This window comes from Arthrobacter sp. NicSoilB4 (genome assembly GCF_019977335.1).
GTDB lineage: Bacteria > Actinomycetota > Actinomycetes > Actinomycetales > Micrococcaceae > Arthrobacter.
Genome location: NZ_AP024653.1, coordinates 3,903,016 through 3,916,648 on the forward strand (window position 1 = coordinate 3,903,016; position 13,633 = coordinate 3,916,648).

General features: G+C 65.3%; 15 protein-coding genes. 7 read left to right on the forward strand and 8 right to left on the reverse strand.

Going from position 1 to position 13,633, the window contains the following annotated elements:
- Window positions 1-140 precede the first annotated feature (140 nt).
- Entirely contained in the window at window positions 141-575 is a 435-nt protein-coding gene (locus tag LDO13_RS17950; protein WP_224048008.1) for a DoxX family protein, read from the forward strand.
- 160 nt (window positions 576-735) lie between these two features.
- Complete coding sequence (locus LDO13_RS17955; RefSeq protein ID WP_224048009.1) at window positions 736-1,710, forward strand: acyl-CoA thioesterase; 975 nt, start codon at window positions 736-738, stop codon at window positions 1,708-1,710.
- Between the two features lie 10 nt (window positions 1,711-1,720).
- On the opposite strand, the gene dnaB is transcribed toward LDO13_RS17955, so the two are convergent.
- A complete protein-coding gene (dnaB, locus tag LDO13_RS17960; protein ID WP_224048010.1) occupies window positions 1,721-3,103 on the reverse strand; it encodes a replicative DNA helicase in 1,383 nt (460 codons plus the stop codon).
- A gap of 654 nt (window positions 3,104-3,757) precedes the next feature.
- On the opposite strand from dnaB, the gene LDO13_RS17965 reads away from it, so the two are divergent.
- Window positions 3,758-4,225, forward strand: a complete 468-nt coding sequence (locus tag LDO13_RS17965) for a hypothetical protein (protein WP_224048011.1) — start codon at window positions 3,758-3,760, stop codon at window positions 4,223-4,225.
- Window positions 4,226-4,229: 4 nt separating this feature from the next.
- Complete coding sequence (locus tag LDO13_RS17970; RefSeq protein WP_224048012.1) at window positions 4,230-4,802, forward strand: hypothetical protein; 573 nt, start codon at window positions 4,230-4,232, stop codon at window positions 4,800-4,802.
- A gap of 18 nt (window positions 4,803-4,820) precedes the next feature.
- On the opposite strand, the gene LDO13_RS17975 is transcribed toward LDO13_RS17970, so the two are convergent.
- The 3 genes from LDO13_RS17975 to LDO13_RS17985 all read right to left on the reverse strand — a co-directional run bounded on the left by LDO13_RS17975 (window position 4,821) and on the right by LDO13_RS17985 (window position 6,905).
- The gene (locus LDO13_RS17975) at window positions 4,821-5,198 is read right to left on the reverse strand and encodes a zf-TFIIB domain-containing protein (protein ID WP_224048013.1); all 378 of its coding nucleotides are present in this window, start codon (window positions 5,196-5,198) and stop codon (window positions 4,821-4,823) included.
- A gap of 53 nt (window positions 5,199-5,251) precedes the next feature.
- Complete coding sequence (locus LDO13_RS17980; protein WP_224048014.1) at window positions 5,252-5,878, reverse strand: FMN reductase; 627 nt, start codon at window positions 5,876-5,878, stop codon at window positions 5,252-5,254.
- 166 nt (window positions 5,879-6,044) lie between these two features.
- Window positions 6,045-6,905, reverse strand: coding sequence for a PhzF family phenazine biosynthesis protein (locus LDO13_RS17985; protein WP_224048015.1), 861 nt, complete (start codon window positions 6,903-6,905; stop codon window positions 6,045-6,047).
- 65 nt (window positions 6,906-6,970) lie between these two features.
- On the opposite strand from LDO13_RS17985, the gene LDO13_RS17990 reads away from it, so the two are divergent.
- Complete coding sequence (locus LDO13_RS17990) at window positions 6,971-7,429, forward strand: DUF1801 domain-containing protein (protein ID WP_224048016.1); 459 nt, start codon at window positions 6,971-6,973, stop codon at window positions 7,427-7,429.
- Between the two features lie 160 nt (window positions 7,430-7,589).
- Here LDO13_RS17990 and rplI read toward each other — a convergent pair whose 3' ends face one another.
- The 4 genes from rplI to rpsF form a co-directional block, all read right to left on the reverse strand.
- Window positions 7,590-8,042, reverse strand: a complete 453-nt coding sequence (gene rplI / locus LDO13_RS17995; RefSeq protein ID WP_224048017.1) for a 50S ribosomal protein L9 — start codon at window positions 8,040-8,042, stop codon at window positions 7,590-7,592.
- A gap of 17 nt (window positions 8,043-8,059) precedes the next feature.
- Complete coding sequence (gene rpsR, locus LDO13_RS18000; protein WP_003800144.1) at window positions 8,060-8,299, reverse strand: 30S ribosomal protein S18; 240 nt, start codon at window positions 8,297-8,299, stop codon at window positions 8,060-8,062.
- A 125-nt stretch (window positions 8,300-8,424) separates the two neighbouring features.
- A complete protein-coding gene (locus LDO13_RS18005; RefSeq protein WP_224048018.1) occupies window positions 8,425-9,015 on the reverse strand; it encodes a single-stranded DNA-binding protein in 591 nt (196 codons plus the stop codon).
- A 55-nt stretch (window positions 9,016-9,070) separates the two neighbouring features.
- On the reverse strand, window positions 9,071-9,376 hold the full coding sequence (rpsF, locus tag LDO13_RS18010) for a 30S ribosomal protein S6 (protein WP_056428835.1): 306 nt from the start codon (window positions 9,374-9,376) through the stop codon (window positions 9,071-9,073).
- A 240-nt stretch (window positions 9,377-9,616) separates the two neighbouring features.
- Between rpsF and LDO13_RS18015 the strand changes: the two genes are divergently transcribed.
- Both LDO13_RS18015 and LDO13_RS18020 read left to right on the forward strand, forming a co-directional pair.
- Complete coding sequence (locus LDO13_RS18015) at window positions 9,617-10,291, forward strand: DUF1345 domain-containing protein (RefSeq protein ID WP_224048019.1); 675 nt, start codon at window positions 9,617-9,619, stop codon at window positions 10,289-10,291.
- Between the two features lie 329 nt (window positions 10,292-10,620).
- Window positions 10,621-13,326: a LuxR family transcriptional regulator gene (locus tag LDO13_RS18020; protein ID WP_224048020.1), complete on the forward strand. Its 2,706-nt coding sequence runs from the start codon at window positions 10,621-10,623 to the stop codon at window positions 13,324-13,326.
- The last annotated feature ends 307 nt before the right edge of the window (window positions 13,327-13,633 follow it).

The window sequence follows — 13,633 nt, forward strand, 5'->3', positions numbered from 1 at the left end:
CACCCTAACGGCACTTCCGGCGTCGCACGGCTTCGCATTAGTTGACTTTTCAAGTGCACCCCGGAACACTGGAAGTTGAATCTTCAACTAAATCCGTGGCGGTCGCCCCGCCGCCTTCCTACATCAGAACGGCATCCCCCATGAACCAGTCCACACTCACCACCTCGGCCCGCACCCTGCTGCGTATCGTCGCGGGATTCCTCTTCGCCGCCCACGGCTGGCAGAAATTCAATGAGTTCACCATTGCCGGCACCCAGGCCGCCTTCGCCCAGATGGGTGTGCCGGCCGCCAACGTCGCCGCCCCGGTCATCGCCACGCTGGAACTCGTCGGCGGTGTCGCGCTGATCCTCGGCGTGCTCACCCGCGTGTTCGCCGCCCTGCTCGCCGTGAACATGCTCGGCGCCCTGTTCCTGGTCCATGCCCCGGCGGGAATCTATGCCGAAACGGGCGGCTACGAACTGGTGCTGATCCTTGCCGCCGCCGCCCTGGCCGTGGCTCTCGTCGGCGCAGGAAAGGTCTCCGTGGACAAGGCCCTGTTCGGCCGCAGCGGCTCCAGGCTCAGCGTCCTGGCCTAAGGAATTTCCCGGCGCCCTTGCGGCGCTCGGCAGCGGGCGGTCACCTCCGGGTGGCCGCCCGCCGTCGTACCGTTCCCGCCCGCCGGGCACTTGTGGCATCCCGATCCGCGTTTATGTCCTCGCCCGCGACGCAGCCCCGGCCGGTCAGTAAACTCTGACCATGAGCGAGAACGCCGCCAATTCCGTGACCCTGCGCTTCCTTGCGGCCCCCACGGACGTCGGCCACAGCGGGTCGGTCGACGCCGGCACAGTGCTGGAGTGGGTGGACAAGGCCGCCTACGCCGCCGCGGTGGGCTGGGCCAAGTCCTACTGCGTGACGGCCTATGTGGGGAACATCCACTTTGCGGATCCCGTCAACAGCGGGGACATGGTCGACGTTGAGGCGACGATTGTCTACACGGGCCGGTCCTCCATGCACATCCGCACCGTGGTGTCGTCGGGTGATCCGAAGGGCGGCCCGGCCACGATGCGCAGCCAGTGCATGGTGATCTTCGTGGCCGTCGGCGAGGACGGGAAGCCTATCCCGGTGCCGCAGTTCGAGCCGGTGACGCCGGAGGAAATCGAACAGCGGGACCATGCGCTGGCCCGGATCAAGGTCCGTGAGGACATCGTCCAGGCGATGAGCGGACAGGAATACACCGATGCCGGAACGGCGGAGAACGTCGTCCTGCGCTTTATGGCCGCCCCCACGGATGTGAACTGGGGCGGCAAGGTGCATGGCGGCATCGTCATGAAGTGGATCGACGAAGCGGCCTACGTGTGCGCCTCGCGGTACTGCGGGATGGACACGGTGGCGGTCTTTTCCGGCGGGGTGCGCTTCTACCGGCCGCTGCTGATTGGCCACGTGGTGGAAGTTGAGGCCCGGCTGGTCTACACCGGAACCAAGGGCATGCACATCGCGGTCCATGTCCGCTCGGGGGATCCGAAGGGGCGCGAGCTGGAGCTCACGACCTACTGCCTGACCGTGATGGTGGCGCGCGACGAGCATGGTACGTCCGTCCCGATCCCGCAATGGGTGCCGGTGTCCGAGGAGGACAAGCGGCTCCACGCCCATGCCCGCGAACTGCTGGAGATCCGGGGCCGGGCGCCGGGGAACCGGCTGCCCAACCACCTGCTGCGGACCGGCGGCGCGTAGCCGGGTACAGCTAGAAGCCGCCGCCTCCGGCGTCGGCCGCCATATTGGCGAACCGCGAGTAATGGCCCTGGAAGGCGACCACAATGTCCTTGGTGGGGCCGTTGCGGTGCTTGGCGATGAGGATGTCCGCCTCGCCGGCGCGCGGCGATTCCTTGTCGTAGACATCCTCGCGGTGCAGCAGGATGACCATGTCGGCATCCTGCTCAATGGAGCCGGATTCACGCAGGTCCGAGACCATGGGCCGCTTGTCCTGGCGCTGCTCGGAGCCACGGTTCAGCTGCGACAGGGCAATGACGGGGACCTGCAGTTCCTTGGCCAGCAGCTTCAGCGCACGGGAGAACTCGGAGACTTCCTGCTGGCGGGACTCCACCTTCTTGCCGGAGCTCATCAGCTGAAGGTAGTCAAGGATGACGAGCTTGAGATCATGCTGCTGCTTCAGGCGGCGGCACTTGGCCCGGATTTCCATCAGGGACATGTTGGGGCTGTCATCGATGAACAGCGGGGCCTCATTCATCCGGCCCATCGTGGTGGCGATCTTGGACCACTGCTCGTCCTTGATCGTGCCCTTGCGCAGGTCCTGGAGGCCAATCGTGGCCTCCGCGGACAGCAGGCGCATGGCGATCTCGTTCCGGCCCATTTCCAGCGAGAACATCACCGTGGCGAGGTTGTTCTTGATGGCAGCGGAGCGGGCGAAGTCCAGCGCGAAGGTGGACTTGCCGACGGCAGGGCGGGCGGCGATGACGATCATCTGGCCCGGATGCAGGCCGTGTGTGAGCTCATCGAGTTCGTAGAAGCCGGTTGGGACACCGGTCATTCCCTCCTCGCGGTGGCCGGACGCTTCGATCTCGTCCACGGTGGACTCCATGACGTCCTTGAGGACCACGTAGTCCTCTGCCGTGCGGCGCTCCGCCACGGCATAGATTTCCGCCTGGGCCTGGTTGACCAGGTCTTCCACCTCGCCGTCCTGGCCGTAGCCGAGCTGGACGATCTTGGTCCCGGCATTGACCAGGCGGCGCAGGACCGCGCGTTCACCCACGATTTCGGCGTAGTAGCCGGCGTTGGCGGCGGTGGGAACGGTCTGGATGAGCTCGTGAAGGTACGCGGGGCCGCCGATCCTGTTGATCTCACCCCGCTTGGTCAGTTCATCCGAGACGGTGACGGCGTCGGCAGGTTCGCCGCGGCCGTAGAGGTCGATGATCGCTTCGTAGATCGTCTCGTGCGCAGGACGGTAGAAGTCCACGCCCCGCAGGATCTCGACGACGTCGGCAATGGCGTCCTTGGACAGCATCATGCCGCCCAGCACCGACTGCTCGGCGGGAATGTCCTGCGGCGGCTTGCGGCTGCCTTCGGCTCCCCGGGTCCCCTCGACTGAGTCCAGATGCGTAACTGACAAAACTGCCGTCCTCCATTGTGTGCCGCGGCGAATGTCCGCGCCGGCGGCGCGTAGCCAAGGGCCTTGGTATCCGTTGGTGTCGACCCGGCGTATCCCGACGGGTTAAGTAGTATCAGCCAGCTCCGACACTTTGCCTGCCTTCCGGCGCTGCCGGTTTTCCACAGCCCGCTCCGGCCCGCGGGGCCGGAAGTTGAAAGGAAGGTGTCGTGCAGCCAGCACCGGATTTCGGTATCCAAGGGTCGATCTCCAGCAACGGTATCCCCCCATCCGGCAGGCACCAACCCGACTGGCCGCAGCCCCTGTGGATAAGCTGTGCACTAATGCCCCCTGCTTGTGCACAGCCTGTGGGAACCGCTGTGGATAGAAAATTTGTTGTCGCTGTAATATGCCGCTGACCTGCGGAAACACCGCATTTACCGTGTGGACACAAAAGTATTTTCGCCAAGGCTCATCCACAGCCCCCGGCCCGCGGCTGGGGATACCGCGCGGCACATGAGGCCACACATGGCCGGAAATATGCACATTAAGTGATGGTCCTCACTGTGGCCCCTGTTGGGCGGGCGGCGCTGGCCGACTTTGGCCGGACCGGCGGCATACCGGATGCCCTTCGCGGCATGTGCTGTGGATAACTGCGATCTGGCATAAGCTCTTCATATGGGCGATGTATTGCTGGTCATACTGCCTGCCCTCATCCTGGCGGCAGTCCTCTGGGCGTTTGTCACGGCCCTGAAGCCGCGCGACTTCGGCATGTCCGACGCCGAACGCTACCAGCACGAACTCGCCGCGCGTTCGCAGGCCCATTACGCCGCACAGGTGCAGGCCGCCACGGCCGCCCGCGCCCGCGTGGAGGCGGTCACCCGCCCCAGCCAGAACGAACAGCAGCAGTCCCAGCAGGCAGATCACGCCCGACAGGCGCTGCGCGCCCAGACGGGGTCCGCGCCCGCCGTTGGGCAGCCCGGCTACCAGGGCCCGGTCCTGCCCGGAGGCCAGCTCAATCCCCAGTTTGCCCTGCAGCTCCAGTCGCTGGCCCGGAACGGCAAGAAGCTCCAGGCCATTAAGCTGCTGCGGCAGGCCACCCATTCAGACCTTTTGACCGCCAAGAATTTTGTAGATCGGCTGTAGCTTCATGGAATCCCTGCTAGTCCCCCTCTTGATTCTGGCGTTCGTCGGTGCCGGCGTCCTGATCGGCGCCCGCGCTTTCGCCCGCATCGGTGCCCGGCCCCGGCCGGAAAATGCCCCCCAGCCCCCACGCGACCCGCTTGAACTCGCCCGCGCCGCCGCGGCCAAGCTCAGCCAGGACCAACACCGCCGCCTCTACGCGCTGATCGCCCAGGGGCAGGCCATGGCGGCCATCAAACTGTACTTCGATGCGACAGGAGACGGACTGCGGGCCTCCCGGGACGCAGTGGGCGCCCTGGCGGCGCATCCGCAGCCATTCCGGCCCGAGGCCCCCGCTGAGGCGCCCACTGAGGACGACGACGACGCGCCGCAGCGGTTCGCCTACCGTTACCGGGCAATCGCCAGCAAGGGCGATGTCACGCGTGAGGTCAGCAGCAACATGCTCAACGACGAGATCTACGGCAGGATCCGCACCCTTGCCAGGAGCGGCGATACCGAGGCCGCCGCCGAGGCCCTCACACGCCACTCGGACATCTCCATCAAGCAGGCCCGCGAATTTATCGCCCTCCTCGAGGACTGACCTCCCGGCCCTGCGGGGCTAGAAGTCGAACAGTTCCCCGAGCCACCCCTCCTTCTTCCTGGGGCGGCGGCGCTCGTCATAGCGCGGCTGGTCATAGCGCGGCTGGTCCCGCCGCTCGTCGTAGCGGCGGTCATCGTAGCGGCGGTCATCAGGCCGCCGGTCGTCCCTGCGCGGGTCCAGGTCGTAGAGCGGCGGCGGAATATGGCCGGGCGGCACCGGAGCGTGCGGTGGCGGCGGAGCCGGGACTGCGGGGCCCATGGTCTCGGCAGCGCGGTCAAGGATCTTGTCCAGTTCGCCGCGGTCCAGCCATACGCCTCGGCACTGCGGGCAGTAATCGATCTCGACCCCACTGCGTTCGCTCATAATCAGGTCAATTGAATCCACAGGACATTTCATGTCCCGCACAACGACCCGGCGTGACTAATAGTTCGCCGGCCCGGACGGCGGCATCAGTGCCGGCCGGAGATGCCGGCGAGCAGTTGTTCGAACGGCAACGACTCCAGGGCGGCCTGCCTGGGCTGCGGCTGCGAGCCCCGCAGCAGCCCGACGAACTCCCCCGCCGCCCGGTCGATCCGGGTGGACAGGGCCGAGCCGCCGTCGTCGTTGTTGCCCCAGTCCTGGGGACCGGCAAAGACGGCCGTGGGGGCGGTCCGGGTGCGCAGGTACGTGAACAGGGGCCGCATGGCGAAGTCCAGGACCATCTGGTGCCGGTCCGTTCCGGCTGTGGCGCCGAGCAGGACCGCCTTTCCCTCCAGTGACTTGGGGTCCAGGACGTCGATGAAGGACTTGAAGAGTCCGCTGTAGGACGCGCTGAAAACGGGGCTGACGGCAATAATGCCGTCCGATGCCTCGACGCCGGCGATCACGCCTGCCAGCTTCGGCGCCGCATAGCCGGTCACGAAGTTGTTCGCGATATCCACCGCGAGGTCCCGCAGCTCCAATACCTCGATGTCGGCGGCGTATCCGGCCGCGGCGAGCTGGCGTTCGGCGGAGGCGGCCAGCTGGTCCGCCAGCAGGCGGCTCGACGACGGGACGCCGAGTCCGGCGGAAAGAACGGTGATACGGCGGGTTTCCACGGGGTGCTCCTGGTGTGAGGCGGTGGCCGAAGCCTTGGTACATGCGTTTGCATCTACCTGTAGAAGCCGGGGGGAATGCCGTTTATTCCCGCCCCGGTTGCGCTGTCATCTTTGGGCCTCAACCGGCCGGAATGGCAACCAGGACTGGCTGGGCAACGCGGGGACCTCAGAGCAGGACGAAGCCCTCGATGCAGCTCACCGAGTTGCCGCCGACCCAGATATCGTCCCCTGCCGCATCAATGTGGACCCTGCCTGCCCGGCCCAGCACCGTTCCCTGTGCCGCAACATAGGACTCCGGCGCCCTGCCGCTGCCGATCAGCCACTGGGCCGCTCCGGCGTTGAAACTGCCGGTGACGGGGTCTTCCGCGGCGGCGTCGCCCGGTATGAAGGTCCGCACCTCGAAGCCGGCCGCGGATCCTGCAGGATGGGGGCCGATCACGCCGACCTTCAGTCCGGCCAGGGCCATGTAGTCGGGCCGGACGGAAAGCACCGCCTCCGCCGATTCCAGCAACACCCCGATCCAGTCCGGGCCGTTGACCAGCCAGGAGGCATCCAGCAGCGCCTCCCGCGGCATCCCCAAGCCGGCGGCGATGCGGGCGAGGTCCCCCTCTGCCACGGGCCCGGAGCGGGTCAGGGGCGGGGCCGCGAAGGCCAGCCGGCCGCCGTCGCGCCTGACCCTGACCAGCCCGGCCGCGCACTCCTGGACCAGCACTCCGTCCTGCCGCGGGATCCCACCGGCCTCAAGCCAGGCGTGCGCCGAGCCCAGGGTGGGGTGGCCGGCAAAGGGGAACTCCTCGCGGCCGGTGAAGATCCTGACCCGGTAGTCTGCGCCGGGGTCCGTGGGAGGCAGCAGGAACGTGGTCTCGGCAAGGTTCGTCCAGTTGGCGAACTGCTGCATCGCCTCCGCCGGGAGCCCCTCGGCGTCGAGGACGACCGCCAGCGGATTGCCGCGGAAGGGCTCGGCCGAGAAGACATCCACCTGCCCGAAGTGACGCAGGCGGGGCGCAGGGGCAGTATTCGAGGTCACCGCAGCAGGCTATCATCGGCGCCGTTGCGGCTGACAAGGCTGCCGCGGTCTGCGAGACTGCCCACATGGCTGTGAACAAAACCCGCGACGATGCCCAGAACGAGACGCAGAACAAGACCGTGGCAACCGGTGCGTCCGTCGAGGAGTTCCTGGCCGCCGTCGAGCATCCCGTACGCCGGGAGGACGGCCTCCGGCTGCTGGAAATGATGTCCGGGATCACGGGGCAGCCGGCGAAGATGTGGGGCCCGACGATTGTCGGCTTCGGCACCTACCACTACAAATACGACACCGGGCGCGAAGGCGACGCCGCCGCCGTCGGCTTCTCGCCACGGAAGGCCAGCCTGTCGCTCTACGGACTGCTGTACGGCCCCGGGGCGGCGGACCTGCTGGGCCGGCTGGGGAAGCACAAGACCGGGGCGGGCTGTCTGTACATCAACAAACTCCAGGACGTCGACGAGGCGGTGCTGGCCGAACTGATCCGGATTGGATACCGGCACGTGACCACGGTCCTGCACCACGGCTGAGAGTCCCGCCGAAGCAACGCGGGGTCACTTACAGCCCATGACGCCGTCCAACATGGACCTTAAGTGACCCCGCGTTGGAGTTAAACAGAAGGCCCCCGCGTCCGGTTCCCAGGGGAATCCGGAGGCGGGGGCCTTCCAGCAGTTCAGTCAGTCGAAAAGACTACTTGCCTGCGACTACGTCGAGTTCGATCACAGCGGCAACGTCGTTGTGAAGACGGACGTTGGCCTGGTAGGAACCAACCGACTTGATGTGCGTCGGCAGTTCAACCTTGCGCTTGTCGATGCGGCCAAGGCCAGCGGCCTCAACAGCGTCGGCCACGTCGCCCTGCTTGACGGTGCCGAACAGGCGTCCGGTCTCGCCAGCCTTGACAACGAGCTTGACCGGCTTGGCGGAGAGTGCAGCGGCCTGCTTCTGAGCGTCTTCCAGGGAAGCGTGCTCGCGGGCGGCGCGGGCAGCCTTGATGGACTCAACCTGCTTCTCGCCACCCTTGGACCAGGTCAGGGCGAAGTTGCGGGGCAGCAGGTAGTTACGTGCGTAACCGTCCTTGACCTCAACAACATCGCCTGCAGCACCGAGACCGGTTACTTCGTGGGTCAGAATGAGCTTTGCCATGTTAGTTAATCCCTTCCTTAGCCGCGGCCAGCGCCGGAGTAAGGCAGCAGAGCAACTTCGCGGGCGTTCTTGATTGCCTGTGCGATCTTGCGCTGTTCCTGCACCGTGACGCCGGTGACGCGACGGGCGCGGATCTTTCCGCGGTCGGAGATGAACTTGCGCAGCAATGCTACGTCCTTGTAGTCGATGACGGTGATGTCAGCGGCCTTCAAGGGGTTGGACTTTGGTTTGGGCTTACGGAGTTCAGCCTTAGCCATCGTGGAGCTCCTATTCGATGGAGCCCGTGGATATTGATCCACGGGATGGTGGTGATCCGACGGCGGTCAGCACCCGTCCGCCTTGCGGCGTCCGGCGGGGTCCGTCGTCGAACCTTAGATGTTGTTTAGAAGGGAGGTTCGGAATCCGGGCCGTTGCCCCAGCCGCCGCCTGCATTGCTGACCCCGGGCGTGGCCCAGGGGTCATCCTGCTGCTGTGCGGGCTGGTTGCCGCCCCAGGTTCCGCCCGAGTTGCCGCCCTGGTTTCCACCAGAACCGCCACCGAAGCCGCCGCCGCTGTTGCCGCCGCCGAAGCCACCCTGGGCACCGTTGCCGGCACCCCCACCGCCGGAGCGCTGGGTGCGGTTGACCTTGGCGTTGGCGTAGCGCAGGCTGGGGCCGATTTCATCGACCTCAAGCTCGATAACGGTGCGCTTCTCGCCTTCTTTGGTTTCGTAGGAACGGCTCTTCAGCCGGCCGGAAACAATCACGCGCATGCCCTTGGTCAGGGACTCGGCAACGTTTTCAGCGGCCTCACGCCATACCGACGCGCGGAGGAACAGGGTTTCCCCGTCCTTCCACTCATTGGACTGGCGGTCGAAGGTGCGGGGAGTAGACGCGATGGTGAAGTTCGCTACTGCCGAACCTGACGGTGTGAACCTCAGCTCGGGGTCATTGGTGAGATTGCCAATAACCGTAATAGTGGTTTCGCCTGCCATCTACTGCCTCCTTGTTCGTTCCTGCGGGGGTGAAGAGTGAAATTTGGAGCTGAGATTACTCAGCAACAACCTTCTGCTCTTCGGGGCGGGTGATCTTGGTGCGCATGATGGTCTCATTGAGGCTCAACTGGCGATCAAGTTCCTTGGCGGTAGCCGGCTCAGCGGTGAAGTTCACCACGGCGTAGATACCTTCAGACTTCTTCTGGATTTCGTAAGCCAGGCGACGACGGCCCCAGATGTCAACCTTTTCGATGGTTCCACCATCGGTCGTGATGACGTTCAGGAACTTCTGAAGCGTTGGCTCAACGGTACGCTCTTCGACCTCGGGGTCGATGATTACCATCAATTCGTAAGGACGCATATGTGAACCCACCTCCTTTGGGCTAAGCGGTTACGGCATTTCCGTAACAGGAGGTTCATTTGCGGTGCCATGTGCCCGCATTCCCCCAAGAACGGGGGCAGGGCGCAGCACAGACTTCAATAGCTTAGTGCATCGGGGCCGGATTCCGCGATTCCACGCCTGTCCAGGGTAGGCGCGCCCGGCCAGGTCCGGGAAGCCGCGTCGGCCTATATGTGGACAACCCTGTGCCATGATCGGGGAATGACCACCGGATACCAGCCCGCCGGCCCTGTCCGCCGCAGCCGGCTGCGCTTTGCCGCCATGCTCGTCGCGGGCGCCGCGGCGGCCGCGGTTACCGGCCTGACCGGGCACTGGGTGGCCGCTCCCGCCACGGGCTGGAGCGTCGCCGCCCTGACCTACGTCGCGTGGGTCTGGCTAGCGATCGGACGGTTCGACCCCGCCGAAACCCGCGCGCACGCAACAACAGAGGACCCGTCCCGCAGCATCACCGACCTGCTGATCCTGGCAGCCAACGTCGCCAGCCTGGGCGCGGTGGCCGCCGTCGTCGTTGATTCCCATGCCGGCGAGGGAAGGTCCGGCCTCGGCGGCGCGCTTCTGGCGCTGGCGTCAGTGGCCCTGTCCTGGCTGCTCGTGCAGACGCTATTCACGCTGCGGTACGCCGAGCTGTACTACAGCACGGACGGGAAAGCCGGGACGGCGGTGGGCGGCATCGACTTCAACCAGGAGGGACCGCCGCAGTACACCGACTTCGCCTACCTCGCCTCGAGCCTGGGCATGACCTACCAGGTCTCGGACACAGCACTCCAGAACCATGGCATCCGGGCGGAGGCACTCAAGCACAGCCTGCTGTCCTACCTCTTTGGCACCGTTATCCTCGCCACGACCATCAGCCTCGTGATCAGCCTGGCCTTCTAAGGGTCAGGCAGATTGCCCGTTCGCTGCCGCCCGAGTTCCGGTTCTTTGGCGGTTTCCGGGACAAAACGAGTACTGCACACGAAAACTACTCGACTTCAGCCCATGCCCTACTCGACTATTTGGGCGGCCTAGGCCCCCCGGCAGGCCCCGGCTATATTTGCAAAAGCACAGCCATTTGGTCAGGGCCTTCGCTCCATCCCCGAGCGTGACCCGGGCCTTCGTTTTGCAGGAAACATCGGCGTGCGGAGGTACATACGTCAGTTCGGGACCTGATGCTTCTCATCGGGGCCCCGGCTGAATGGTCTCGTGGGGATGGAATGGGGGCACCCATGGTGCTGTTCGGCCGCAACAAGGAACTTGCGCGGATCCTTGCGCTGATCCGCTGTCCCAGGGAGTCTGCGATGGCTGTCACGGGAGGCCACGGGAGCGGCAAGTCGGCATTGCTGGCGGAGATCCCGAACATCCATGACTACCGGACCGTGGTCTTCCGCGCCAGTCCTTCAGAGGCCGCCTGGCCTTTGTCCGGATTGGCCGCGCTTCTGAACGGCATCGACGACGCAGCGCTCGGGCCCGTCATCGATCAGTTTGCCGCCGCCTCACCGGCAGGCGAACTGGACCTTTCTGCCTGGTCACCGATGCTGCTCGCCGCACTCAGGGGACGGGCCGCGGCCAGGACGGTCGTGGTTATTGACGACGCCGACGAACTGGATTCCGCCAGCCAGACGGTGCTCGGGTTCCTGGCCCGGCGACTGGCGGGTACGGGCATCGTACTGGTCGTCAGCATGCGCAGCGAGGAGCCGGAAAGCCCCTTCGCCCGGCTTGCTTCCCTAAACGTGCAGGACCTGAGTCACAGGGACACCGTGACTATGCTCGAATCCATTTCGGCAGGGCAAGCCAGCACGGCAGCGCTGCACGCTGTGGCTGCGTTTACCGAGGGAAATCCGCTGGCGTCGATTGAACTCCACCAGGAGTTGCTGCAGCGCCAAATGCAAGGGCATTACGCCCTGCCCGTCCCCTTGCATTGGAAGGGCAGCTTCGACGCTGTACTTGCCGCCTCAATTTCGGGACTTTCGGCCCGCGCACGGCGGGCTCTCGACCTTCTTTCCCTTTCATACCGCAGCCGCGTCGGCCTCCTGGAAGAAATGCCCGGTGACTTGTGGCCCGGGATTGAGGAGCTGGTCTCGGCCGGGTTGGCGGTCCGCTCCGGTTCCTACGTGAAAATTCGGAAACAAATGCTGCGCTCCCATGTTTTCTCGGCCATGTCCCCGGAGCAAAGATCCGTCAACCATCAGGCGTTGGCTGCGGTCGCCGAAACCGAGGATCCCTTGGCCTGGCCCTGGCATCTGAGTTACACGCCTGCGGCGCGGCGGGACACGTCCTTTAGTCTGCTGCGCGTGGCCATTGAGTTGGTGAGGGCGGAGGAGATGCAATCGGCGGTGGAGTACATCGAACGGGCGCTCACGATCAACCCTTGGGAGGCTGAAACGGCCGCGCGGCTGGCTACGATCGCCGAGGTGCTGTTCCATAGGGGCGAGTTTGTCCACGCGAAACGCTATTTGGACTGGGCACAACGCATTACGCGAAACCGCGCCCTGACCCTGCGCCTCACCGGACTCGATTTCCAGATCGAGCTGATGAAGGGCAATTCCGTACGCCCGAGCATGATGCTGCGGCTGATCAAGGAGTTCGGGCACCATGACCCGGCCTACTCCGCGTGCCTCCTGTCCATCGGCGCCCTGCATATGACAGAACGCTGGCAGATCGAGGACGCCGAAGGCCTTCTCGGGGATGCGGAGCAGTATTTGGGCGAAGCATCCGGCGACGCCCTGGCCGTGAACAGGCGAGCCCGGCTTTTGACCGACGCCGTGAAGGGGGGCATCGAGCGGATCTCGCGTTCAGCTGACGTCGGTGGCAACAGCTCAGCGGCGTCGATGCTCCTTAAGGGCCGTGCCCTCAGCTATGCCGAGAACTATGAGGGGGCCCGTGACCTCTTTGCCCTCGTCCGGAACTTGAGCACGGCCAGCGATGCGAACTGGAGCGAGACAGCCCGGTACTTCGCAGCAGACAATGAGATCCGCGCCGGGAATTTTCGCTCAGCCATCGCGCTGGTAGACGAAATTGCCGACGCAGTCACGAGCCAGCAATACCACCGCGGCATGCGAAAAAACCTCCTCCTTTGGCGCGCGTTTGCAGCCGGAGACGAGGTGGAAGCCCGGTCCCGGGTCGCTGAGGCCCAACGGTTCGCCGGCGCTGACGCCCCGCCGCAAGCCACAGCGCAGCTCTTCGCGTGTCAGGGCCAATTCGCGCTGATGCGTGGCGACCTTGCCGAGGCAGGGGCCCTGCTTGCCCGGGCCGCGGAGATCGGCATGGACTTCACCAACCCCGCGCTTCTGCGCTGTGAGTCCGATCTGGTGGAAGTGCTGGTCAGGCTGGGCAATCGGCGCGAAGCCTCCCGGACGCTGACAAGGCTGGAATACCGGTCCTCCGGCCTGAAGTCCAGATGGCTGCGCCTGGCGGTATGCCGCTCAAGGGCCTTGGTGGCGGAAGGTGATCAATCCCTGGAGCTCTTCGCCCAGGCACTGGAGACATGGCAGAAGGACGATTCGATATTCGAGCGGGCCCGGACGCTGCTCTGCTATGCCGAGCGACTGAAGACCTCTGGCAGGCCCAAGGATGCGAAGAACTCGCTGCTGAGGGCAAAGGCGCTCTTCGAAGAAGCGGGCGCTGCCGCTTGGACGCAGCAAGTGGACACGCTGCTCCTCGGCGACCGCGTCGTCGTTGTTCCGGAGATTCAAAACCCGGCCCTGCTACTGCTCTCGGACCACGAACGCGAACTGGTGCAACTGGTGGCCCGTGGCCGGCGCAACAAGGAAATCGCCACCTCACTGTTCGTATCCGTTCGAACAGTTGAGGTGCGGCTTACCGGGATCTACCGGAAGCTGGGCGTCCAGTCTCGGTCCCAACTCACCTCCCTGATATCCGCCAGGGAAACGGTGCCCGAGCCGGCACGCGGGACGTCCCCGGTGGGCGTCTGAGGTGCGGGCCAGTACCAATGTCCTCGGAACTTGGATCCCGCAGATCCCACATACTTCCCGCGCTCGAACCACACCGAGTACTCCTCTCCCGTTTTTCCCCGCCGTCCCGGGCTAGCTTGGCTCCAAGAGGAATGAAGTCCGGCACTGTGCGTCTCTGCGCCGCGACGGTTCGGCACGAGAGCGGGTGGGGAATGTCGGTTGTTCGCGCGGCACGTCTGGACACGATGCGGGGGGAGACTCGGCCTGCATTGTCCTTGACCTCCCTTGCCTGCACCGCTCCCCGGACCGCCTATTCCAGGTTCCATCC

Excerpts from the sequence above, each read along its gene's own strand:
- LDO13_RS17950 (WP_224048008.1), top strand. The coding sequence starts at position 141 with ATGAACCAGTCCACACTCACCACCTCGGCCCGCACCCTGCTGCGTATC.
- LDO13_RS17955 (WP_224048009.1), top strand. The coding sequence starts at position 736 with ATGAGCGAGAACGCCGCCAATTCCGTGACCCTGCGCTTCCTTGCGGCC.
- LDO13_RS17965 (WP_224048011.1), top strand. The coding sequence starts at position 3,758 with ATGGGCGATGTATTGCTGGTCATACTGCCTGCCCTCATCCTGGCGGCA.
- LDO13_RS17970 (WP_224048012.1), top strand. The coding sequence starts at position 4,230 with ATGGAATCCCTGCTAGTCCCCCTCTTGATTCTGGCGTTCGTCGGTGCC.
- LDO13_RS17975 (WP_224048013.1), bottom strand. The coding sequence starts at position 5,198 with ATGAAATGTCCTGTGGATTCAATTGACCTGATTATGAGCGAACGCAGT.
- LDO13_RS17990 (WP_224048016.1), top strand. The coding sequence starts at position 6,971 with ATGGCTGTGAACAAAACCCGCGACGATGCCCAGAACGAGACGCAGAAC.
- rplI (WP_224048017.1), bottom strand. The coding sequence starts at position 8,042 with ATGGCAAAGCTCATTCTGACCCACGAAGTAACCGGTCTCGGTGCTGCA.
- rpsR (WP_003800144.1), bottom strand. The coding sequence starts at position 8,299 with ATGGCTAAGGCTGAACTCCGTAAGCCCAAACCAAAGTCCAACCCCTTG.
- LDO13_RS18005 (WP_224048018.1), bottom strand. The coding sequence starts at position 9,015 with ATGGCAGGCGAAACCACTATTACGGTTATTGGCAATCTCACCAATGAC.
- rpsF (WP_056428835.1), bottom strand. The coding sequence starts at position 9,376 with ATGCGTCCTTACGAATTGATGGTAATCATCGACCCCGAGGTCGAAGAG.
- LDO13_RS18015 (WP_224048019.1), top strand. The coding sequence starts at position 9,617 with ATGACCACCGGATACCAGCCCGCCGGCCCTGTCCGCCGCAGCCGGCTG.
- LDO13_RS18020 (WP_224048020.1), top strand. The coding sequence starts at position 10,621 with ATGGTGCTGTTCGGCCGCAACAAGGAACTTGCGCGGATCCTTGCGCTG.